The organism is Streptomyces iakyrus (assembly GCF_000717055.1).
Lineage (GTDB): Bacteria > Actinomycetota > Actinomycetes > Streptomycetales > Streptomycetaceae > Streptomyces > Streptomyces iakyrus.
In genome coordinates this window covers 467,244-489,541 of record NZ_JNXI01000001.1, presented here as the reverse complement: position 1 = coordinate 489,541, position 22,298 = coordinate 467,244, and the positions used below count along the sequence as shown (strand labels likewise).

The window sequence follows — 22,298 nt, the reverse complement described above, 5'->3', positions numbered from 1 at the left end:
GGGGGGTTGGGCGACGACCGTCGACGGACAGGAACGCGCGAGCAATTTGTATCAAGCACGTAGTCGCCCACGGGAGCCCGGGGGGTGTGATCTGGGGCACGTTGTGTTTGGGGTGGTGAAGCCCGGGTAAACGAGCGCCTTTCGCCAGGCGTCGAGCGGGCTTCCGCCGCCGCTCGCAGGCGCCTTCGCTAGCGCCAGTGCACCGATCCGGGCCCCGCCGGAACGGCCGCCTCGGCCTTCGCCCGGATCTCCCGCATCACGGCCACGATCCGCTCCTCGTGTGCGGGGGTGAGCCGGGCGACCGGCACCGAGCAGCTGATCGCGTCCTGCGCCGGGGTGTCGTGGCGCAGCGCGAAGCCGAAGCCGACGATGCCGGTCACGCCCTCCTCCCGGTCCACCGAGTAGCCGCGGGCCCGGACTTCGGCGAGGTCGGTCGCGAGTGACTCCCTGCTCGTGTGCGAGTTCGGGGTCAGGGCCTCGTACGGCCCCTCGGGCAGCTCCCCGTCCGGGCGTTCCGCCAGCAGGGCCTTGCCCAGGGCGCCGGCGTGCGCGGGCAGCCGCCGTCCCACCCGGCTGATCGTGCGCAGGTACTCGTGCGACTCGCGCGTCGCCAGATACGCCACGTCCCGGCCGTCCAGCCGGCCCATGTGGATGGTCTCGCCGAGCGCTTCGGACGCCTCGTCGAGATACGGCCGTACGGCCCGGACCCGCGGGTCGGAGTCGAGGTAGCTCGTGCCGGTGAGCAGGGCGTGGATGCCGATGCCGTACAGGGAGCCGGTGACGTCGGTGCGGACCCAGCCGCGCGAGATCAGCGTCTGCAGCAGCGCGTACATCGAGCTGCGCGGCACGCCGAGTTCGCCGGCCAGTTCCTGGAGGCGGGCCGGGCGGTCGCCGCGCGCGGCGAGGAGTTCCAGCAGCTCGACCGTGCGTGCCGCGGACTTCACCTCACGGACGCCCCCTGTGTCTGACATGCACCGATGGTAAGCGGGCCGCCCCGGGCAGTTGACGTTCGCATACACAACCCTCATTCTCATACGTGGATGACATCTACATGAGGAGATGACGGGGAATGACGACCGTGAGCGCCGCACCGGTGGCGGTCGCGCGGCGGCTGCGGGAGGGGATGGCGGGCGGCGTGCTGTCCTTCCCGCTGACGGCCTTCCGCGACGACGGCACCCTCGACCCGGACGGCTTCCGCGCCTACGTGGCCGAGCGGCTCGCCGCAGCGCCTGGCGCGGTGTTCCCGGCCTGCGGCACCGGCGAGTTCTTCTCGCTCGACGAGGACGAGTACCGGCAGGTCGTCACCATCACCGTCGAGGAGGCGGCGGGCCGCGTCCCCGTCGTCGCGGGCACCGGCTACGGCTGGGCTCAGGCCGTCCGGTTCGCGCGCATCGCCGAGGACGCCGGAGCCGACGCGCTCCTCGTGCTGCCGCACTACCTCGTCGCCGCCCCGCAGGACGGCCTGGTCGCCCAGCTGGAGGAGATCGCCGCCCGCACCCCGCTGCCCCTGATCGCCTACCAGCGCGGCCAGGTCGCCTTCACCGCCGGCTCGCTCCGCCGCATCGCCGCCCTGCCGAACGTCATCGGCCTCAAGGACGGCCACAGCGACCTCGACCGGCTCCAGCGCCTGACGCTGGCCGCGCCCGAGGACTTCCTGTTCTTCAACGGGGCCTCCACCGCCGAGATCCAGGCCCGCGCCTACGCCACCGTCGGTGTCCCCGCCTACTCCTCCGCCGTCCACGCCTTCGCCCCCGAGATCGCCGGAGCCTTCTTCACCGCCCTGCGCGACAACGACCACGGCACGGCCGACAAGCTGCTGCGCCACTTCTACGTCCCGCTCGTCGAACTGCGCGACCGCGTCCCCGGGTACGCCGTGTCGCTGGTGAAGGCGGCGGCCCGGCTCCGCGGCCACCGCGTGGGCCCCGTGCGGGCCCCGCTCACCGACCCGTCACCGGCCGACCTGGCCGCCCTCACCGCCGTCCTCACCGCCGGACTCGACCTCGTGGGAGCCTCCCTGTGAACCTCACCATCACCGACGTGACGCTCACACCGATCCTGGTCGCGGACCCGCCGCTGCTGAACACCCAGGGCGTGCACCAGCCGTACACGCCCCGGCTGATCGTCGAGGTCGAGACCGCGGACGGGGTCACCGGCGTGGGGGAGACCTACGGCGACGCCAAGTACCTGGAGCTGGCCCGGCCCTTCGCCGAGCGGCTGAAAGGACGCCAGGTCAGCGATCTGAACGGCCTGTTCACGGTCGCCGACCAGGTTGCGGTGGACGCGTCCCGCGTCGAGAACGCCGTCGACGTCGGCGGGCTGCGCGGCGTCCAGACCGCCGACAAGCTCCGGCTGTCCGTCGTCTCGGGCTTCGAGGTCGCCTGCCTCGACGCCCTCGGCAAGGCGCTCGGACTGCCCGTGCACACCCTGCTCGGCGGCAAGGTCCGCGACGCCGTCGAGTACAGCGCCTACCTGTTCTACAAGTGGGCCCACCACCCCGAGGGCGTGCCGGCCGAGAAGGACGACTGGGGCGCCGCCATCGACCCGGCGGGCGTGGTGGAGCAGGCCCGCCGCTTCACGGAGCGGTACGGCTTCACCTCCTTCAAGCTCAAGGGCGGCGTCTTCCCGCCCGCCGAGGAGATCGCGGCCGTCCGGGCACTCGCCGAGGCCTTCCCGGGGCACCCGCTGCGGCTCGACCCGAACGGCGCCTGGTCGGTGGAGACGTCCGTGGAGGTGGCCCGGGAGCTCGGGGACGTCCTGGAGTACCTGGAGGACCCGGCGCTCGGCACGCCCGCCATGGCTGAGGTCGCCGCACGGACCGGGGTGCCGCTCGCCACCAACATGTGCGTGACGACCTTCGCCGAGATCCAGGAGGCGTTCACCGAGGGCGCCGTCCAGGTCGTGCTCTCCGACCACCACTACTGGGGCGGGCTGCGCAACACCCAGCAGCTCGCCGCCGTCTGCCGCACCTTCGGCGTCGGCGTGTCGATGCACTCCAACACCCACCTGGGCATCTCGCTCGCCGCGATGACCCACGTGGCGGCCACCGTCCCGGACCTCCACCACGCCTGCGACTCCCACTACCCCTGGCAGTCCGAGGACGTCCTCACCGAGCGGCTCACCTTCGAGGGCGGCAAGGTCGCCGTGTCCGACGCCCCCGGCCTCGGCGTGGAACTCGACCGCGAGCGGCTGGCGGTACTGCACCGGCGGTGGCTGGACGACGACGGCACCCTGCGCGACCGCGACGACGCGGCGGCGATGCGGATCGCCGACCCCGCGTGGGTGACGCCCTCGATGCCCCGCTGGTAGGGCCGGCTGCGTGATCGGCGTCACGGTGTCAGTGATGTGGTGCAGACTGGCCTGATCCGCACCACGTCAGGGAGCGCATCGTGACCGCGTCCACCGCCCCGGCCGGAAAGGGCCCCACCGGAAAGGGATCGGCCCGCCAGAGCCAGGTCGACCCCCTCGCCCCGCTGCGCACACCGGACGACCCGCCCTGGGACGTCTACCTCACCGGCACGGTCTTCCTGGACATCATCTTCACCGGCCTCGACTCCGCCCCGGTGCGCGGGACGGAGTCCTGGGCGCGCGGGATGGGGTCGAGTCCCGGCGGCGTCGCCAACATGGCGACCGCACTGGCCCGCCTCGGCCTGCGCACGTCCCTCGCCGCGGCCTTCGGCGACGACCACTACGGCGACTACTGCTGGGACGCCCTGGAGCACGGCGAGGGCATCGACCTCTCCCCGTCGCGCACGGTGTCCGGCTGGCACTCCCCGGTGACCGTCTCCATGGCCTACGAGGGGGAGCGCACGATGGTCTCGCACGGCCACGAGCCGCCCCCCGAGGAACCGGCCCCTCAGTGCCCGCCCCGCGCCCGTGCCGCCGTCGCCTCCCTGGCGCCCGGCGTGAGCGCGCCCTGGATCGCCCAGGCCGCCGGCAAGGGCACCCGCGTGTTCGGTGACGTCGGCTGGGACGACACCGGGGCGTGGGACCTGGCCGGGCTGCCCGACCTGCGGCACTGCGAGGCGTTCCTGCCGAACGCGGAGGAGGCCATGCGGTACACGGGCGCGGACTGCCCCCGGGCCGCCGCGCACGCCCTGACCGAGTACGTGCCGCTCGCGGTGGTCACCCTCGGGGCGGACGGGGCGTACGCGGTGGACCGGCGCACGGGGGAGACGGCGGAGGTGCCGGCCATCGCCGTCGAGGCGCTCGATCCGACCGGGGCCGGTGACGTGTTCGTCGCCGGGTTCGTGACCGGGACCCTGGCGGACTGGCCGCTGGCGGACCGGCTGGCCTTCGCCGGGCTGACGGCGGCGCTGTCGGTGCAGGAGTTCGGCGGGTCGCTGTCGGCGCCGGGGTGGTCGGAGATCGCCGCGTGGTGGCGGAAGGTGCAGTCGGTCGAGGGCCAGTCGGCGGTGGCCCTGGAGAGGTACGGCTTCCTCGCCGACCTGGTGTCGGAGGAACTGGTGAGGCCCTGGCCGCTGCGCAGAGCCGTTCCCACGATCGGTTTCCGGCGCTCGGCGTGAGGCGGAAGGCCGGAACCCCGACTCCAAAACCCCTACGGCCTTGTCACTCCCCCGTCGTACCCTGGGAATCGCGAGGCCGCCCTCAGCTGCGCGGCCGTGACGAGGAGGAACCGCAGGCCTTCAGCGCCGGCCCATGACTCAATCATCGACAGCTCACACCCCCGCGCAGGAGCAGGCGAGAGCACAGCTCACCGTCCCCGCCCAGCACCCCATGGTCACCGTCCTGGGGTCCGGCGACTCCCTCCTGCGCGTGATCGAGAAGGCCTTCCCGGCGGCCGACATCCACGTCCGGGGCAATGAGATCAGCGCGGTCGGCGACCAGAAGGACGTCGCCCTCATTTCGCGCGTGTTCGACGAGATGATGCTGGTGCTCCGCACCGGGCAGCCGATGACGGAGGACGCAGTGGAACGCTCGATCGCCATGCTGAAGGCGAGCGACAACGGCGAGAGCGACGGCCAGGAGACCCCGGCCGAGGTGCTCACGCAGAACATCCTGTCCTCGCGCGGCCGCACGATCCGTCCCAAGACGCTCAACCAGAAGCGCTACGTCGACGCGATCGACAAGCACACGATCGTCTTCGGCATCGGCCCGGCGGGCACCGGCAAGACGTACCTGGCGATGGCCAAGGCCGTGCAGGCCCTGCAGTCCAAGCAGGTCAACCGCATCATCCTGACCCGCCCCGCGGTCGAGGCCGGAGAGCGGCTCGGCTTCCTCCCGGGCACCCTCTACGAGAAGATCGACCCCTACCTGCGCCCGCTCTACGACGCGCTGCACGACATGCTCGACCCGGACTCCATCCCGCGGCTGATGGCGGCGGGCACCATCGAGGTCGCGCCGCTCGCCTACATGCGTGGCCGCACGCTCAACGACGCCTTCATCATCCTGGACGAGGCCCAGAACACGAGCCCCGAGCAGATGAAGATGTTCCTCACCCGCCTCGGCTTCGAGTCGAAGATCGTGATCACGGGTGACGTCACGCAGGTCGACCTGCCGGACGGGACGAAGAGCGGTCTGCGGCAGGTGCAGGACATTCTGGAGGGCCTGGAGGACGTGCACTTCTCCCGTCTCTCCTCCCAGGACGTCGTCCGGCACAAGCTGGTGGGCCGTATCGTCGACGCGTACGAGAAGTACGACACCACGCACGGCACCCAGAACGGCACGCACAAGAGCCGCGGCAAGTCCGGGCACAAGGGGAAGTAGACACACACAGCACCATGTCGATCGACGTCAACAACGAGTCCGGCACCGAGGTCGACGAGCAGGCGATCCTCGACATCGCCCGCTACGCGCTCGCCCGGATGCGCATCCACCCGCTCTCCGAGCTCTCGGTCATCGTCGTGGACGCCGACGCCATGGAGCAGCTCCACATCCAGTGGATGGACCTCCCGGGTCCGACGGACGTCATGTCCTTCCCGATGGACGAGCTGCGCCCGCCCTCCAAGGACGACGACGAGCCGCCGCAGGGGCTGCTCGGCGACATCGTGCTGTGTCCCGAGGTCGCGCTGAAGCAGGGCAAGGAAGCGGAGACGCAGCACTCCATGGACGAGGAGCTCCAGCTCCTCACCGTCCACGGCGTGCTGCACCTGCTGGGCTACGACCACGAGGAACCGGACGAGAAGGCCGAGATGTTCGGCCTCCAGGCGGCCATCGTGGACGGCTGGCGCGCGGAGCGGGGCCTGACCGGCCCGTCCCCGGCGCCGACGGTCTCGTAACGCCCGCCGATGAGTCCGCAACTCGCCCTGGGCGCCATCGCCCTGGTCGTCGTGGCCTGGCTCGCCGCCTGCGCGGAGGCGGGCCTCGCGCGCGTCTCCAGCTTCCGCGCCGAGGAGGCCGTGCGCTCCGGCCGCCGGGGCAGCGCCAAGCTGTCCCAGGTAGCCGCCGACCCCACCCGCTACCTCAACGTGGCGCTGCTGGTCCGCGTCGCCTGCGAGATGGCCGCCGCCGCGCTGATCACGTACGGCTGCCTGAAGGAGTTCGACGGCACCACCGAGGCCCTCCTGGTCGCCATCGCGGTCATGGTCCTCGTGTCGTACGTCGCCGTCGGGGTCTCCCCGCGCACCATCGGCCGCCAGCACCCGCTGAACACCGCGACGGTCTCGGCGTACGTCCTGGTGCCGCTGGCCCGGGTCATGGGCCCGATCCCGTCGCTGCTGATCCTCATCGGCAACGCGCTCACCCCCGGCAAGGGCTTCCGGCGCGGCCCCTTCGCCTCCGAGGCGGAGCTGCGGGCCCTGGTCGACCTCGCCGAGAAGGAGTCCCTCATCGAGGACGAGGAGCGCCGCATGGTGCACTCCGTCTTCGAGCTGGGCGACACCCTCGTCCGCGAGGTCATGGTGCCGCGCACGGACCTCGTGGTCATCGAGCGCTTCAAGACCATCCGCCAGGCCCTCACCCTCGCCCTGCGCTCCGGCTTCTCGCGCATCCCGGTCACCGGCGAGAGCGAGGACGACATCGTCGGGATCGTGTACCTGAAGGACCTGGTCCGCAAGACGCACATCAGCCGCGAGGCCGAGTCCGAGCAGGTGTCCACGGCCATGCGCCCGGCGTTCTTCGTCCCCGACACCAAGAACGCCGGCGACCTGCTGCGCGAGATGCAGAAGGAACGCAACCACGTCGCCGTCGTCATCGACGAGTACGGCGGCACGGCCGGCATCGTCACCATCGAGGACATCCTCGAAGAGATCGTCGGCGAGATCACCGACGAGTACGACCGTGAACTGCCGCCGGTCGAGGAGCTCGGCGAGGACCGCTTCCGCGTCACGGCCCGCCTCGACATCGGCGACCTGGGCGAGCTGTACGGCCTGGAGGAGTACGACGACGAGGACGTCGAGACGGTCGGTGGCCTGCTGGCCAAGGCGCTGGGCCGCGTCCCCATCGCCGGGGCCTCCTCCGTCGTGGACCTGCCCGACGGCCGGGCGCTGCGCCTGACCGCGGAGGCCGCGGCCGGCCGCCGGAACAAGATCGTGACGGTGCTGGCGGAGCCGGTCGGCCCGGCGGAACCGCCCGAGGAGGAGAAGCCGGAGTGACCCCGCAGGAGTTGCGCGCGTTCTGCCTGTCGTTCAACGCGGCGGTGGAGGACTTCCCCTTCGGCCCGGAGATCTCAGTCTTCAAGGTCCGGGGCAAGCTCTTCGCCCTGTCGTTCCTCGACGCGCGCCCTCTGAAGGCCAACCTCAAGTGCGACCCGGATGAAGCGATCCGGCTGCGCCGCGAGCACGAGGGCCTCATCGTCCCCGGCTGGCACATGAACAAGCGCCACTGGAACACGGTCACGGTCGACGGCGACCTCGCGGACCAGCTGGTCCGCGAGCTCATCGAGGACTCCTACGACCTGGTCGTCGCGGGCCTGCCCCGAGCGGACCGCCTGCGCCTCGACCGCCCCTGACGCTTCCGTATGCTCGGATCATGACCGACAGCAGCGCGCTCGACCCCGAGGACCGCAAGATCGTCACCCTGGCCCGTTCCGCGCGGGCCCGCAACGGCGTGCCCGAGGGGGCGGCCGTACGGGACGAGACCGGACGCACCTATGTCGCGGGCACCGTGGCCCTCGACTCACTGAAGCTCAGTGCCCTGCGGACGGCGGTGGCGATGGCGGTCGCCTCGGGCGCGACGTCCCTGGAGGCGGCGGCGGTCGTCACGGAGGCGGAGACCGTGTCCGAGGAGGACCGGGCGGCCGTACGGGACCTGGGGAGCGGCGAGACGCCGCTGCTCGTGGCCGGGCCCGACGGAACGGTCCGGACCACCGTCACCGCTGGCTGAACTTCACTGTAACCGGCGGTAATTAGGCCAGTTTTCAACCTTGCCGCCGCCTGCCCCACACGCATCAATGGAACCGTCAGTTCCGACGGACCGTCAGGTTCGACTCTCGGCGGTGTGTCCGCATCCACGCGCCGAGCGGTCCGCCCCCCACGGAAACGGAGCCGGATCCCATGAGATGCAAGCGAATCGGAGCAGGTGCGGCACTGGCGGCCGGGGCCCTCGCGGTCACCGGGCTCGCCGTCGCCCCCGCGGCCCTCGCCGTCACCCCGCAGACGGCGACGATCAACGCCGACTGCGGCGCCTTCGGCAGTGGCGAGGCCACCCTCACGGCCACGCAGGACGGCACCGCCGCCACCGTCACCGTCAAGTCCTCCGCCATCACCGCGCCGATCGGACTCGGCGAGGACTCGATCTCGTCCACCCTCACCCTGGTGAAGAGCGGCGGCGGCACCGTCGACTTCACCGGCACGGAGAACCCGGCGATGGCCGCCGGGGCCCCCGTCGAGGTCGGCCCGCTCAGCGGCACCGTGGCCTCCGGCGACAGCCTGGAGGCCTTCGGCGGCTCGCTGAAGATGACCGTCTTCGGCATCACCATCACCTGCACGGCGAGCGGACCGCAGTCACCGGGCCCGTTCGTGTTCGACTGACCCTCCGCGCACAGGTGCGGGCCGGGTGCCTACAGGGCGTCCGGCCCGCGCTCGCCCGTCCGCACCCGCACGACCGTGTCGACGGGCAGCGCCCACACCTTGCCGTCCCCGATCTTGCCGGTGTGCGCGGCCTTAACGACCGCGTCGATGACGGCATCGGCGTCCGCGTCCTCGACGACGACCTCGATCCGGACCTTGGGCACCAGGTCGACCTGGTACTCGGCGCCGCGGTACACCTCGGTGTGGCCGCGCTGCCGGCCGTAGCCGCTGGCCTCGCTCACGGTCAGGCCGTGCACGCCGAGTTCCTGAAGGGCGTTCTTGACCTCGTCGAGGCGGTACGGCTTGACGATCGCGGTGATGAGCTTCATGCCTGGGGGGTGACCTTCTGGGCGTGGGGGACGACGGAGGAGGAGACCGGGGCGCCGTGGCCCAGGACCCCGTGATCGTAGGCCGTCTCGGCGTGCACCGTAAGGTCCAGGCCGGTCTGCTCCTGCTCCTCGCTCGCGCGCAGGCCCATCGTGACGTCGATCAGCTTGGCGATCCCGTACGTCACACCGAACGCGTACACCGCCACCACGACCACGGCCACCAGCTGCTTGCCGAGCTGGCCGAGGCCGCCGCCGTGGAGGAGGCCCTCGGCGCCGCCCGTCATCGACTCGACGGCGAAGACTCCGATGAGGAGCGTGCCGATGACGCCGCCGACCAGGTGGACGCCGACGACGTCCAGGGAGTCGTCGTAGTTCAGCTTGAACTTCCAGCTCACCGCGTACGAGCAGACGGCACCGGCGGCGAGGCCGACGACCAGCGCGCCGAGCAGCGAGACGGACCCGCAGGACGGGGTGATGGCGACCAGACCGGCGACCGCGCCGGACGCGGCGCCCAGGGTCGTCGGGTGGCCGTCGCGCTTCTGCTCCACGAAGAGCCAGCCGAGCAGGCCGGTGCACCCCGCGGCGAGGGTGTTGAGGAACGCGGCGGCGGCGAGACCGTTGGCACCGAGCGCCGAGCCGGCGTTGAAGCCGAACCAGCCGAACCAGAGCAGACCGGCGCCCAGCATCACCATGGGCAGGTTGTGCGGGCGCATGGCGTCCTTCTTGAAGCCCATGCGCGGGCCCAGGACCAGGCACAAGGCAAGCCCCGAGGCGCCGGAGACGATCTCCACGGGCAGTCCGCCGGCGAAGTCCAGCGCGCCCAGCCTCTCCAGGATCCAGCCGCCCGGGCCCCACACCCAGTGCGCGACCGGAACGTATACGAGCAGCGCCCACACCGGCACGAAGACCAGCCAGGCGCCGAATTTCGCCCGGTCGGCGACGGCGCCGCTGACCAGGGCGGCCGTGACGATCGCGAACGTGAGCTGGAACGTGGCGAACAGCACCGTGGGCACCGTGCCCTGGACACTGTCCGGGCCGAGGCCGCTCATGCCGGCGTGGTCGAGCCCGCCGATGAGCCCCCCGGCGGCGTCCTCGCCGAAGGCGAGCGAGTAGCCGGCCGCCAGCCACACCACCGTGACCAGGGCGATCGACACGAAGCTCATCATCAGCATGTTGAGCACGCTCTTCGTACGGACCATGCCGCCGTAGAACAGGGCCAGGCCGGGGGTCATCAGCAGGACGAGGGCGGTGGCGGCGAGCAGCCAGGCGGTGTCGCCGGTGTCGGCGCTTGCGGCGGCCAGAGGCACGGTGTCTCCAACGGGTGGGGGCTCCGGGGGCTCGTCAGAGGTTCACCGGCCCGCGTTTCCGGCTGCGTACGGGTGTGTTTCCGCGACGTTTCGTTGCGTGAGGGTTTCGGAAAGCTCACGGAACCCGTCCGGTGCGGGGCGGCTCCGGGGATCAGGGACAATGGGCGCCATGAGCGTTCGTACCCAGTCATCCGAAGAGCCGGCCGGAGCCGTCCACCGGGCCGGCTTCGCCTGCTTCGTGGGCCGCCCCAACGCGGGCAAGTCCACCCTCACGAATGCTCTGGTCGGCCAGAAGGTGGCGATCACGGCGAACCAGCCGCAGACGACGCGGCACACCGTACGGGGCATCGTGCACCGCCCGGACGCCCAGCTGATCCTGGTCGACACCCCCGGCCTGCACAAGCCGCGCACGCTGCTGGGCGAGCGGCTCAACGACGTCGTGCGCACGACGTGGGCCGAGGTCGATGTGATCGGCTTCTGTCTCCCGGCGAACGAGAAGCTCGGCCCCGGTGACCGTTTCATCGCGAAGGAACTGGCGTCCATCAAGAAGACGCCGAAGATCGCGATCGTCACCAAGACCGACCTGGTGGACGGCAAGACGCTCGCCGAGCAGCTCATCGCGATCGACCAGCTCGGCAAGGAACTCGGCTTCGAGTGGGCGGAGATCGTGCCCGTGTCGGCGGTCGGCGACCAGCAGGTGGGCCTGCTGGCCGACCTGATCGTCCCGCTGCTGCCGGAGGGGCCTGCGCTCTACCCCGACGGGGAGCTCACGGACGAGCCCGAGCAGGTCATGATCGCGGAGCTGATCCGCGAGGCCGCGCTGGAGGGCGTCCGCGACGAGCTGCCGCACTCCATCGCGGTCGTGGTCGAGGAGATGCTCCCCCGCGAGGACCGCCCCGCCGACAAGCCGCTCCTCGACATCCACGCCTTCGTCTACATCGAGCGCCCCAGCCAGAAGGGCATCGTCATCGGCCCCAAGGGCAAGCGCCTGAAGGAGGTCGGCATCAAGTCCCGCAAGCAGATCGAGGCGCTGCTCGGCACACCGGTCTTCCTGGACCTGCACGTGAAGGTGGCGAAGGACTGGCAGCGGGATCCGAGGCAGTTGCGGAAGCTGGGGTTCTGAGGTCCCGCGCCGCGCTACAACGGCGCCCCCAGGCTCGCCCACACCGCGTTGCCGCCCGTGAGGGCCGAGCGGGTGACGCCCCAGGCCTCGGCTATCTCCCGGACGAGCAGCAGGCCGCGGCCGCCCTCGTCGTCGGGGTCGGGGCAGCCATCGGGGATGCCGCGGCCCGTGAGGTCGCCGTCGTGCACCTCCAGCCGGAAGCGCGCGTCCGTCATCAGCTGGACGCCGCACAGGATCCGCTCGCTGAGCGTGTGCAGCACGGCGTTGGTCACCAGCTCGGACACGAGCAGCACGGCGTTCGCGCATGCCTCCTCGGGCACCTGCCACGCGGCCAGCCGGGCGCGCAGGGCGTGACGGGCGACTCTGGCACTGGTCCGCTGTGGCGGCAGCTCCAGCCAGTCGGTGCGGTCGGGGCGCACCGCGTCCAGGAACCGGGGAGTGGATGTCGTGTGGGGGGACACGGCGATCGCCTTCCGTGGGGGTGGGCGAAGTCAAGGAAGGGGCGAGCGGGCAACGGACCGGCCGGGTGGGGGAGTTGCTGCTTCCGGAACTCTGGTTACCCAAGTAACTATGCTCGTAGAGCAGTTCACGCTGCAACTACCTGCCTGATCATTTCGGCGGAATCTCGGCGTCAAGCCGTACGGCCCTGCGCCCTCAGCAGCTCCCGGTACCAGTGGTACGACGCCTTCGGGGTCCGCTCCAGGGTGCCGAAGTCGACGTGGACCAGGCCGAAGCGGCGTGTGTAGCCCTCCGCCCACTCGAAGTTGTCGAGCAGGGACCACACGAAGTAGCCGCGCACGTCGACGCCCGCCGCCACGGCCCGGTGCAGGGCCCGGACGTGGCCGTCCAGGTAGGCGATGCGGTCCTGGTCGTCGACGCCCGGGTACGAGCAGCCGTTCTCGGTGATGACGACGGGCGGGAGCCGGTCGCCGTAGCGGTCGCGGAAGGCCGTGAGCAGCTCGGTGAGGCCCTCGGGGACGACCGGCCAGCCGAAGTCCGTGACCGGCCGGCCCTCGATCTCCCGTACGGAAAAGGGCAGTTCGGCGGGCATGGCGACCCCGCCGAACTCGATCTCCGCACCCTGCGGGGCACCCACCCGGGTCGGGGCGTAGTAGTTGATCCCGTACCAGTCGAGCGGTTCGGCGATCACCTTCAGGTCCGCCTCGACGTCCCCGGGCATCAGTTCGCCGATGCCGTCCGGGTAGCGGCCCAGCAACAGCGGGTCCGCGAACAGCCGGTTCAGCAGCAGGTCGTAGAAGTCCGCCGCCTCCAGGTCCGCCGCCTCGGTCGACGCCGCCCAGGTCGGGCCGTGCGAGTTGGCGATGCCGATGTCCGACGCGCCCGCGGCGCGCAGGGCCCGGACGGCCAGGCCGTGGGCGAGCAGCTGGTGGTGGGCGACCGGCAGCGCGTCGAACAGCAGCTTCTTCCCCGGTGCGTGCACGCCCAGGGCGTGGCCCAGCAAGGTGTGCTCGGCGGGCTCGTTCAGGGTGATCCACTTCGTCACGCGGTCACCGAGACGGCCGGCCACCTGGGACACGTACTCGGCGAAGCGCTCGGCCGTGTCCCGCTCTAGCCAGTCCAGGTCCGCGGGCAGGTCCCAGTGGAACAGCGTCGGCACCGGGCGGACGCCCGCCGCGCACAGGTCGTCCACCAGCCGGTCGTAGAAGTCCAGGCCCTTCCCGGAGCGCACCCGCGGCCAGGAGAGCGAGAAGCGGTAGGCGTTCACGCCCAGGCCGGCCAGGAGCGCCACGTCCTCGCGGTGGCGGTGGACGTGGTCGCAGGCCACCGCCGCCGTCGAGCCGTCCTTCACCCGCCCCGGCTCGGCCGTGAAGGCGTCCCACACGGATGGCTCGCGCTCGTCCGCGCCGCCCTCGATCTGGTGCGCCGATGTGGACACGCCCCAGAGGAAGCCGGCCGGGAAGCGGGGGATCGGGTTGCCTGCGTCAGTCGCCATGCGCTGGATCATCCGTACCGGTGGTAACGGAAGTCAACGGCCGGGCCGGAAGGAGGCGTTGCCCGGCCGGCGACGCGGACCCGTCAAACCCCTTCCCCCGTCACGCCCCTTCCTTCAGCACGCGCGAGATCAGCTTCCGCTGCCCGTCCGTCAGCCGGGGATCCGCGCAGTACACCGTCTTCCCGTCCACCGTGAGCTGGTAGCTGAACCCGTCCGGGACCCCGACCGGCGGAATGCTCCGGCCGTCGGCCAGGGCCTCCTCGGCCAGCGCGTGCCACTCGGCGGCATCGGACCGGCCCGAGGTGTCCACCTCGGCATGCCGCTCGATGCCCGCGAACCCGCCCGTGCGCCGCACCTGAATACGCATGGCACCTGTCTAGTACGGAACTACAGGGTCCGCACCCCGACCTGCTCCCAGCCCTTCGACACGGCGTCCAGCTCCTCCCCGTCACCGAAGCGCTCCCGGGCGGCCTTGACGGTGAGGGTGGCGAAGTCGACGAACATCGCGTCCTGCCGCAGCTCGCCGCCGGTCAGCACGTCGTACCAGACCTGCCCGGCCCGCTCCCAGGCGTGCCCGCCGAGGGCCGTGGCCGCGAGGTAGAAGGCGTGGTTCGGGATGCCCGAGTTGATGTGGACACCGCCGTTGTCGCGGCCGGTGCGCACGAAGTCGTCCATCGTCGCGGGCTGCGGGTCCTTGCCGAGGACGTCGTCGTCGTACGCCGTGCCCGGTGCCTTCATGGAGCGCAGCGCCGTGCCCGTCACCCGCGGGGCGAGCAGGCCCGCGCCGATCAGCCAGTCGGCCTCGGCGGCGGTCTGGCCGAGCGTGTACTGCTTGATCAGGGCGCCGAAGACGTCCGACAGGGACTCGTTGAGCGCGCCGGGCTGGCCGAAGTAGGTGAGGTTGGCCGTGTACTGCGTGACGCCGTGGGCGAGTTCGTGGCCGATGACGTCGATCGGGATGGTGAAGTCGAGGAAGATCTCGCCGTCCCCGTCGCCGAAGACCATCTGCTCGCCGTTCCAGAACGCGTTGTTGTAGTCGCGGTCGTAGTGCACCGTCGCGTTGAGCGGAAGGCCGTCGCCGTCGATCGAGTCGCGCCGGTAGGCCTGGAGGAACAGCTCGAAGGTGGCGCCGAGACCGGCGTAGGCGCGGTTGACGGTGGCGTCCTTGCCGGGCTTGTCACCCTCGCCGCGGACCTTGTGGCCGGGCAGGTCGGTGCCGTGCCGGGCGTCGTGGATCGTGCGCTGGGGTTTGCCGTCGGCGACCGCCGCGACGGCGCTCGCGCCGATGACCGTGGTGAGGCGGCGCTGGGTGCGCTCGAAGGCGTCGCGCTGGAGGGTGCGGCGGGCCGGACCGGCCAGCGCGGGATCCTCGGCCTGGGCGAGCTTGTCGAGGACATGAGGCGGAACGATGGTGCAGAAGACGGGCTCGAAGCCCCCGTGGATCGTCATGCCCGGCACCCTTGCACTGCGTGACGAAACTGTCACTAGTGGCCACCATGATTGGTGAAATACCGGGACAACGGCCCTCACGCTCCGTGGCGGGTGGTATGACGAAGTGGCATAGCGCACTTTTTGTCCCATATGTGCGTCCGGTCCCGCATACTGATACGACCCAACGCGCCGGAGAGAGGCTCGGCTAGCATGCTGCGCATCATGCGTTTCGGGCTGCTTCTCCTTAGCTGCCGCGGCGAGGGCCTGTAGTCGAGGCCGACTCCCTCCCCGCGGAGCTTGGTGCTGCGTCGTCGGCCGTCCTTCCGGACACCCCCTGAGGAGCCCCCGCATCATGGCGAACCGCCAGCAGCCCAGTTCCATGCCGATCCACAAGTACGGCCGCTACGAGCAGGTCGACATCCCGGACCGCACCTGGCCGGAGCAGCGCATCACCACCGCCCCCCGCTGGCTCTCCACCGACCTGCGCGACGGCAACCAGGCCCTGATCGACCCCATGTCACCGGCCCGCAAGCGCGCCATGTTCGACCTGCTGGTCAAGATGGGCTACAAGGAGATCGAGGTCGGCTTCCCGGCCTCCGGCCAGACCGACTTCGACTTCGTGCGCTCCATCATCGAGGAGCCCGGGGCCATCCCCGACGACGTCACCATCTCCGTACTGACCCAGGCCCGCGAGGACCTGATCGAGCGCACGGTGGAGTCGCTGAAGGGCGCCAAGCGCGCCACCGTCCACCTGTACAACGCCACCGCCCCCGTCTTCCGCCGGGTCGTCTTCCGCGGCTCCCGGGACGACATCAAGCAGATCGCCGTCGACGGCACCCGCCTGGTCATGGAGTACGCGGAGAAGCTGCTGGGCCCGGAGACCGAGTTCGGCTACCAGTACAGCCCCGAGATCTTCACCGACACCGAGCTGGACTTCGCGCTGGAGGTCTGCGAGGCGGTCATGGACGTCTGGCAGCCCGGCCCGGGCCGCGAGATCATCCTGAACCTGCCGGCGACCGTCGAGCGCTCCACGCCCTCCACGCACGCCGACCGCTTCGAGTGGATGGGCCGCAACCTCTCCCGCCGCGAGCACGTCTGCCTGTCGATCCACCCGCACAACGACCGCGGCACCGCCGTCGCCGCCGCCGAGCTGGCCCTGATGGCCGGCGCCGACCGCGTCGAGGGCTGCCTGTTCGGGCAGGGCGAGCGCACCGGCAACGTCGACCTGGTCACCCTGGGCATGAACCTCTTCTCGCAGGGCGTCGACCCGCAGATCGACTTCTCCGACATCGACGAGATCCGTCGCACGTGGGAGTACTGCAACCAGATGGACGTCCACCCGCGCCACCCGTACGTGGGCGACCTGGTCTACACGTCCTTCTCCGGCTCCCACCAGGACGCCATCAAGAAGGGCTTCGACGCCATGGAGGCCGACGCGGCCGCCCAGGGCGTCACCGTCGACGACATCGAATGGGCCGTCCCCTACCTGCCCATCGACCCCAAGGACGTCGGCCGCTCCTACGAGGCGGTCATCCGGGTCAACTCGCAGTCGGGCAAGGGCGGTATCGCCTACGTCCTGAAGAACGACCACAAGCTGGAACTGCCGCGCCGGATGCAGATCGAGTTCTCCAAGCTCATCCAGGCCAAGACGGACGCCGAGGGCGGCGAGGTCACGCCGAAGGACATCTGGTCGGTCTTCCGGGACGAGTACCTGCCCAACCCCGAGAACCCGTGGGGGCGGATCCAGGTCAAGAACAACCAGTCGACGACCGACACCGACGGCGTGGACACGCTGAAGGTGGAGGCCACGGTCGACGGCCAGGACACCGTCCTGACCGGTTCCGGCAACGGTCCGATCTCGGCCTTCTTCGACGCCCTGCAGTCCGTCGGCATCGACGTGCGCCTGCTGGACTACCAGGAGCACACGATGAGCGAGGGCGCCTCCGCGCAGGCCGCCTCCTACATCGAGTGCGCCATCGGCGACAAGGTCCTGTGGGGCATCGGGATCGACGCGAACACGACGCGGGCCTCGCTGAAGGCGGTCGTCTCGGCCGTCAACCGCGCGGCTCGCTGACCAGCCGTACGGGTCCGCGGCGCGCACCCGTACGCGACTGCCGCAGGGGCTCCGTCCGCCGATGTCCGGCGGGTGGAGCCCCGTCGTATACCGGCCATTGTCTGTGGAGGTCACGGAAAGGCCTCCTCCGGGGTGCTGACTCCTCGTCCTGGATGTGGCTAACATCACGCAAGCACGGCGGCGTTGCCGTGCGGCGTGACGGAGGTGCGACGTGCTGCCAGGACGGGGACGAAACGGTCATGCCGCCAGGCTTTCTCGCATCCTGGGCACCCGCACCGCGTGGACGGCCGCCGGTGACGGCGAGTTCTTCTGCCCCGGCTGCGGCGGCGACCGCAACTACCAGCGGCTGACCGGACAGCGCCGCTTCACCCTGCTCGGCCTGCCCGTGCTGCCGCGCGGCGTGACCGGCCCGGTCGTGGAGTGCGCGGCCTGCCGCCGCCACTTCGGCACCGACGTCCTCGACCATCCGACCACCGTCCGCTTCTCCGCGATGCTCCGCGACGCCGTGCACACCGTCGCCCTCGCCGTGCTGGCCGCGGGCGGCGCCGGATCCCGTACGGCACTGGAGGCCGCCGTGCTCGCCGTGCGCGCGGCCGGCTTCGACGACTGCACGGAGGAGCAGCTGGCCGCGCTCGTCGAGGCGCTGGAGGCGGACACCGGCCGGATCACCGGTGAACCCTGCGGTGCCGGGCTGGCCATAGAGCTGCACGAGGCGCTGGACCCGCTCGCCCCGCACCTCGCCGGCGTCGGCCGCGAATCGATCCTGCTCCAGGGCGCCCGCATCGCCCTGGCGGACGGGCCCTACACCCCGGCCGAGCGCGATGTGCTGGCGACCGTGGGAGGGGCGCTCACGATCTGCTCCGACGACATCACCCGACTGCTGGCAGCGGCGGCCCGCACGCCCTCGTAGCGCACCCCCGCGTTACTCCCCGGGGAGTAGAGCGCGGCGGAAGCCGCCCTCCGCAGTAACCCCCGAATCGACCTCACGCCCGACGGAACGGCCCTCACGCGGCGGGAGTCTGGAGACCGATCCCAGACACCCGACCGGAGGGAGCCGTACACATGGCGGCCGTAAGGACACGCACCGGGCGGAAGCGGGCCGTGCCCTGGGTGGTGGTCGGGCTGTGGCTCGCCGCGCTCGTGCTGGTCGGGCCGCTCGCCGGGAAGTTCGCCGACGTCCAGCAGAACCGTGCGGTCGACTACCTGCCCGACAGCGCCGACTCGACCCAGGTGGCGCGGATCCAGGACCGGTTGCCCGGCGGGGAGTCGACCGACCTGGTGCTCGTCTACCACCGGGACGGCGGGCTGACCGACGCCGACCGGCGCACCGCCGCCGAGCAGATCGCCGAGGTCAGCGGCGCCTACGATCTGACGGGGGAGCCGCGGGGCATCCCCTCGAAGGACGGCTCCACCCTGATGTACCCGGTCACCAGCACCCAGCCCGGCCAGGACGACAAGGCCCGGGAGGCCTTCGTCGACGAGGTGCGGGACATCGCCGACGGCGACGGCGGGCTGAGCGTCGAGGTCGGCGGGCCCGGCGCGCTCAACACCGATATGGACAAGGTGTTCGGGACGCTCGACGCCACGCTGCTGCTCGCCACGCTCGCCGTCGTCACCGTGCTGCTCATCCTCATCTACCGCAGCCCCTTCCTGTGGCTGGTGCCGCTCGCCGTGGCGGGGGTCGCCGCCACCGTGTCGATGGCCGCCGGGTACGGGCTGCACGAACTGTTCGACGTCACGGTCACCGGGCAGAGCGGCGGCGTGATGACCGTGCTGGTCCTCGGCGCCGGCACCGACTACGCGCTGCTCCTCATCGCCCGCTACCGCGAGGAACTGCGGCGTCACGAGCGGCCGTACGACGCCATGCGCACCGCCCTGCGCGGCTGCGGGCCGGCGATCCTCGCCTCCTCGGGGACGGTCGCGGCCGGACTGCTGTGCCTGCTCGCCGCCGACCTCAACAGCAGCAGGGGCATGGGCCCGGTCGGCACGATCGGGGTGCTCGCCGCGCTGGTCGCCATGACGACCCTGCTGCCGGCCGTCCTGGTGCTGCTGGGACGGCGGATCTTCTGGCCGCTGATCCCCGCGTTCGGCAGTGAGCCGAAGGCCCGGCGGTCGCTGTTCGCCGCGATGGGCACCTCGGCGACGCGGCGGCCCGTCACCGTGCTCGTGGGCGGTGCCACGCTGCTCGGTGCGCTCGCGCTCGGCACACTGAATCTGTCCGGGAGTATCAAGCAGGAGGACTCCTTCACCGACCGGCCTGAGTCGATCACCGCGATGCAGACGCTGGCACGGGAGTATCCCGAGCGCAGCAGCCGGCCCGTGACGGTGATCGTGCCCGAGAAACAGGCCGAGGCGGCGGCCGACCGGGCCCGCAGGACCGAGGGCGTCGCCGAGGTGGCGGCCGGACGCACCGGGGCGGGCTGGACGGAGATCGCCGTCTTCACCACCGCGGCCCCCGAGACCCCGGCCGAGACCCGCACCATCGAGACGCTGCGGGCCGGGCTCGATCCCGAGGGCGCGTACGTCGGCGGCCCCAGCGCGCAGCAGATGGATCTGGCCGAGAGCGAGTCGCGGGACCGGAAGGTGATCGTGCCGCTGGTGCTCGGGGCCGTGTTCGTCATCCTGGTCGGGCTGTTGCGCAGCCTCGTCGCGCCGCTGCTGCTGCTGGCGGCGGTGGTGGCGGTCTGGGGCGCCGCTCTCGGCATCGGCGGGCTGGTGTTCGACCCGGTGTTCGGCTTCGCCGGGAACGATCCCGGGCTCGGGCTGCTGTCCTTCGTGTTCCTGGTCGCCCTCGGTGTCGACTACGGCATCTTCCTGATGCACCGGATGCGGGAGGAGTCCGTGGGCGGGGCCGAGCCGGAGGCCGCGGCGCTCACCGCGCTGCGGACGACCGGCGGGGTCATCGCCTCGGCGGGAGTGGTGCTCGCGGCGACGTTCGCGGTGCTGACCACGCTGCCGATGGTCGGCCTGGTCGAGCTCGGGTTCGTGATCGCGGTGGGGGTGCTGCTGGACACGTTCCTGGTGCGCACGTATCTGGTGACCACGGCGAGCGTGCTGCTCAAGCGGCGGATGTGGTGGCCCGGGAGGCTCTCCCGCGCTCCGGAGCGGACGGCACCGCCGGAGGAACACGAGCCCGTGGCCGCGAACGCCCCCTGACCGACCGACGGCGCCCCTCCCCTCCCGGAGGGGCGCCCTTCTGGCCGAGGATGTTGCCCGTGCAGGCACCCACCACAGCATCGACGACCTGGACGCGGTACGCCGAGCGGTACATGGCCGCGATCAACCGGGACCCCTTGACCGCCCCGCATGCCCTCCGCAACGACGCGCTGCTCGCCGTTCTGGCGGCCGCGCTCGCCGTCACGCTCGCGCTGCTCGTCGACGACGGGCACCGGCCCGACGCGCTCGGCTGGGCCCTGCTGCTCGTCTCCCACGTGCCGCTGGTGTGGCGCCGCCGCCGCCCGGTGCTCGTCCTGCTCGCCGTGGTGGCCTGCGTCTTCCCCTACCACTTCCTCGGCTACGCGCACACCGCGGGCACCCAGGCCGCCTACGTGGCCCTCTACACCGTCGCCGTCACCGGCCGGGCGCTGCGCACCGTGCTGGTCGGCATCGGCGTCATCACCCTGTCGGTGGGCGTGATGCTCACCATCAGCGCCCACGAGGCGCTGGGGCTGCTGAAGGCGTCCGGCTGGGTCGTCGCCGTGCTGTTCCTCGGCGTCGACGTGCGCTTCTACCGTCGGTATGTCACCTCGATCGTGGAACGCGCCGAACGGGCCGAACGCACCCGTGAGGAGGAGGCCCGGCGGCGGGTCGCCGAGGAGCGGCTGCGGATCGCCCGGGACCTGCACGACCTGCTCGCCCACACCATCACCCTCATCGGCGTGCAGACCTCCGTCGCCGCCCATGTGCTGTCCGCCGACCCGGAGCGGCTCGACCGGAAGACGGTGGCCAAGGCCCTCGACGACATCGCTGAGACCTGCCGCAGCGCCCGCGGTGAACTCCGCACGACCCTGGAGGTCCTGCGCGAGGACGGCCCCCCGGAGGCCCGCGGCCCGCTGCCCGGCCTCGACGGGCTGCCCGACCTGGCCCGGGCCGCGCGGCTGGCCGGCGCCCGGGTCGAGCAGACCGTACGGATACGGCAGGCGCCGCCCGCCGTCGGCGCCGCCGCCTACCGCATCGTGCAGGAGGCCCTGACGAACGCGGTCCGGCACGCGGGGCCCGGACCGGCCGTCCGCGTCGAACTGGACGAGCGGCAGGGCGCCCTGCACCTGTCGGTCCGCGACGACGGCACCGGACCCGCCCCGGGCGGCACCCCGGGCTTCGGACTCGTCGGGATGCGGGAGCGGGCCCGCAGCGTCGGTGGCACACTCGACGCCGGACCGCGCACCGGGGGCGGATTCGTGGTGACCGCGGTCCTGCCGCTGACCACGACGGGGGAGAGGAACGGATGACCATCCGAGTGCTGCTCGCGGACGACCAGACTCTGGTACGGGAGGCGTTCGCGATGCTCGTGGAGTCGGCCCGGGACATGGAGGTCGTCGGCCAGGCCGCCACCGGCCGGCAGGCCGTGGAACTGGCCCGTGGCGCACGGGCCGACCTCGTCGTGATGGACATCCGCATGCCCGACCTGGACGGCATCGAGGCCACCCGGCTCATCGCCGCCGACGAGGATCTCGCCGGCGTCCGGGTGCTCGTCCTCACCACGTACGACACCGACGAGAACGTCGTCGACGCGCTGCGCGCCGGCGCCTCCGGGTTCCTGGTCAAGGACACCAGGCCGGCCGAACTCCTCGACGCCATCCGCACGGTCGCCGCCGGGGACTCCCTGCTGTCGCCCGGACCCACCGCGCGGCTGATCGAGCGGTTCCTGCGCAGCCCCTCCGCGCCGGCGACCGGAGGGCCCGAGTGCCTGTCCGGCCGGGAGCGGGAGGTGCTCGCGCTGGTCGCGCGCGGCCTCAACAACACGGAGATCGCCGACGCGCTGGGCCTGAGCCCGCTCACCGCGAAGACCCACGTCAGCCGCATCATGGGCAAGCTGGCGGCACGGGACCGGGCCCAACTGGTCATCATCGCCTACGAGTCGGGCATGGTGACACCGGGCAGCGTCTGACCGGCGG

22 protein-coding genes are annotated in these 22,298 nt (G+C 71.5%); 15 read left to right on the top strand and 7 right to left on the bottom strand.

Annotation, left to right across the window (positions count from 1 at the left end; translation table 11 throughout):
- Nucleotides 1-188: 188 nt before the first annotated feature.
- Complete coding sequence (locus tag OO68_RS02220) at nucleotides 189-971, bottom strand: IclR family transcriptional regulator (protein WP_033306339.1); 783 nt, start codon at nucleotides 969-971, stop codon at nucleotides 189-191.
- 98 nt (nucleotides 972-1,069) lie between these two features.
- On the opposite strand from OO68_RS02220, the gene OO68_RS02215 reads away from it, so the two are divergent.
- From OO68_RS02215 to OO68_RS02175, 9 genes are all read left to right on the top strand, one after another.
- Nucleotides 1,070-2,020, top strand: coding sequence for a 5-dehydro-4-deoxyglucarate dehydratase (locus tag OO68_RS02215; RefSeq protein WP_033306338.1), 951 nt, complete (start codon nucleotides 1,070-1,072; stop codon nucleotides 2,018-2,020).
- Complete coding sequence (locus OO68_RS02210; protein ID WP_033306337.1) at nucleotides 2,017-3,306, top strand: glucarate dehydratase family protein; 1,290 nt, start codon at nucleotides 2,017-2,019, stop codon at nucleotides 3,304-3,306. Before OO68_RS02215 ends, OO68_RS02210 begins: the two co-directional genes overlap by 4 nt.
- An 80-nt stretch (nucleotides 3,307-3,386) precedes the next feature.
- Complete coding sequence (locus tag OO68_RS02205; protein WP_033306336.1) at nucleotides 3,387-4,523, top strand: carbohydrate kinase family protein; 1,137 nt, start codon at nucleotides 3,387-3,389, stop codon at nucleotides 4,521-4,523.
- Between the two features lie 133 nt (nucleotides 4,524-4,656).
- Nucleotides 4,657-5,724, top strand: a complete 1,068-nt coding sequence (locus OO68_RS02200; protein WP_078625132.1) for a PhoH family protein — start codon at nucleotides 4,657-4,659, stop codon at nucleotides 5,722-5,724.
- Nucleotides 5,725-5,738: 14 nt separating this feature from the next.
- Nucleotides 5,739-6,236, top strand: a complete 498-nt coding sequence (gene ybeY, locus OO68_RS02195) for an rRNA maturation RNase YbeY (protein WP_033306334.1) — start codon at nucleotides 5,739-5,741, stop codon at nucleotides 6,234-6,236.
- 9 nt (nucleotides 6,237-6,245) lie between these two features.
- Nucleotides 6,246-7,550 (top strand): hemolysin family protein, encoded by a 1,305-nt coding sequence (locus OO68_RS02190; protein ID WP_033306333.1) that lies wholly within the window; start codon nucleotides 6,246-6,248, stop codon nucleotides 7,548-7,550.
- Complete coding sequence (locus OO68_RS02185) at nucleotides 7,547-7,906, top strand: MmcQ/YjbR family DNA-binding protein (RefSeq protein ID WP_033306332.1); 360 nt, start codon at nucleotides 7,547-7,549, stop codon at nucleotides 7,904-7,906. The genes OO68_RS02190 and OO68_RS02185 overlap by 4 nt, the downstream gene beginning before the upstream one ends.
- 20 nt (nucleotides 7,907-7,926) lie before the next feature.
- A complete protein-coding gene (locus tag OO68_RS02180) occupies nucleotides 7,927-8,280 on the top strand; it encodes a cytidine deaminase-like protein (protein ID WP_033306331.1) in 354 nt (117 codons plus the stop codon).
- 170 nt (nucleotides 8,281-8,450) lie between these two features.
- Complete coding sequence (locus OO68_RS02175; RefSeq protein ID WP_033306330.1) at nucleotides 8,451-8,927, top strand: hypothetical protein; 477 nt, start codon at nucleotides 8,451-8,453, stop codon at nucleotides 8,925-8,927.
- Nucleotides 8,928-8,956: 29 nt separating this feature from the next.
- On the opposite strand, the gene OO68_RS02170 is transcribed toward OO68_RS02175, so the two are convergent.
- Nucleotides 8,957-9,295: a P-II family nitrogen regulator gene (locus OO68_RS02170; protein WP_033306329.1), complete on the bottom strand. Its 339-nt coding sequence runs from the start codon at nucleotides 9,293-9,295 to the stop codon at nucleotides 8,957-8,959.
- On the bottom strand, nucleotides 9,292-10,602 hold the full coding sequence (locus tag OO68_RS02165; RefSeq protein WP_033306328.1) for an ammonium transporter: 1,311 nt from the start codon (nucleotides 10,600-10,602) through the stop codon (nucleotides 9,292-9,294). The genes OO68_RS02170 and OO68_RS02165 overlap by 4 nt, the downstream gene beginning before the upstream one ends.
- Before the next feature lie 160 nt (nucleotides 10,603-10,762).
- Here OO68_RS02165 and era point away from each other — a divergent pair, with 160 nt between their 5' ends.
- Nucleotides 10,763-11,725 carry a GTPase Era gene (gene era, locus OO68_RS02160; RefSeq protein ID WP_106974241.1) on the top strand — a complete coding sequence of 321 codons (963 nt, stop codon included), beginning with the start codon at nucleotides 10,763-10,765 and terminating at the stop codon, nucleotides 11,723-11,725.
- Nucleotides 11,726-11,739: 14 nt separating this feature from the next.
- On the opposite strand, the gene OO68_RS02155 is transcribed toward era, so the two are convergent.
- The 4 genes from OO68_RS02155 to OO68_RS02140 all read right to left on the bottom strand — a co-directional run bounded on the left by OO68_RS02155 (nucleotide 11,740) and on the right by OO68_RS02140 (nucleotide 15,128).
- Nucleotides 11,740-12,186 carry an ATP-binding protein gene (locus OO68_RS02155; RefSeq protein WP_078625131.1) on the bottom strand — a complete coding sequence of 149 codons (447 nt, stop codon included), beginning with the start codon at nucleotides 12,184-12,186 and terminating at the stop codon, nucleotides 11,740-11,742.
- A 170-nt stretch (nucleotides 12,187-12,356) separates the two neighbouring features.
- Nucleotides 12,357-13,679, bottom strand: coding sequence for a GH1 family beta-glucosidase (locus tag OO68_RS02150; protein WP_033306327.1), 1,323 nt, complete (start codon nucleotides 13,677-13,679; stop codon nucleotides 12,357-12,359).
- A gap of 100 nt (nucleotides 13,680-13,779) precedes the next feature.
- Nucleotides 13,780-14,046, bottom strand: coding sequence for a protealysin inhibitor emfourin (locus OO68_RS02145; protein WP_033306326.1), 267 nt, complete (start codon nucleotides 14,044-14,046; stop codon nucleotides 13,780-13,782).
- 20 nt (nucleotides 14,047-14,066) lie between these two features.
- Nucleotides 14,067-15,128 carry a M4 family metallopeptidase gene (locus OO68_RS02140; RefSeq protein WP_033306325.1) on the bottom strand — a complete coding sequence of 354 codons (1,062 nt, stop codon included), beginning with the start codon at nucleotides 15,126-15,128 and terminating at the stop codon, nucleotides 14,067-14,069.
- A gap of 334 nt (nucleotides 15,129-15,462) precedes the next feature.
- Between OO68_RS02140 and leuA the strand changes: the two genes are divergently transcribed.
- The 5 genes from leuA to OO68_RS02115 all read left to right on the top strand — a co-directional run bounded on the left by leuA (nucleotide 15,463) and on the right by OO68_RS02115 (nucleotide 22,291).
- A complete protein-coding gene (gene leuA / locus OO68_RS02135; protein ID WP_033306324.1) occupies nucleotides 15,463-17,184 on the top strand; it encodes a 2-isopropylmalate synthase in 1,722 nt (573 codons plus the stop codon).
- 211 nt (nucleotides 17,185-17,395) lie between these two features.
- Nucleotides 17,396-18,094, top strand: coding sequence for a tellurite resistance TerB family protein (locus OO68_RS02130; RefSeq protein WP_033306323.1), 699 nt, complete (start codon nucleotides 17,396-17,398; stop codon nucleotides 18,092-18,094).
- 152 nt (nucleotides 18,095-18,246) lie between these two features.
- The gene (locus OO68_RS02125) at nucleotides 18,247-20,340 is read left to right on the top strand and encodes an MMPL family transporter (RefSeq protein ID WP_033306322.1); all 2,094 of its coding nucleotides are present in this window, start codon (nucleotides 18,247-18,249) and stop codon (nucleotides 20,338-20,340) included.
- Between the two features lie 50 nt (nucleotides 20,341-20,390).
- Nucleotides 20,391-21,632: a sensor histidine kinase gene (locus OO68_RS02120; protein ID WP_051814291.1), complete on the top strand. Its 1,242-nt coding sequence runs from the start codon at nucleotides 20,391-20,393 to the stop codon at nucleotides 21,630-21,632.
- Nucleotides 21,629-22,291 (top strand): response regulator, encoded by a 663-nt coding sequence (locus OO68_RS02115; protein ID WP_033306320.1) that lies wholly within the window; start codon nucleotides 21,629-21,631, stop codon nucleotides 22,289-22,291. The genes OO68_RS02120 and OO68_RS02115 overlap by 4 nt, the downstream gene beginning before the upstream one ends.
- Nucleotides 22,292-22,298 lie beyond the last annotated feature (7 nt).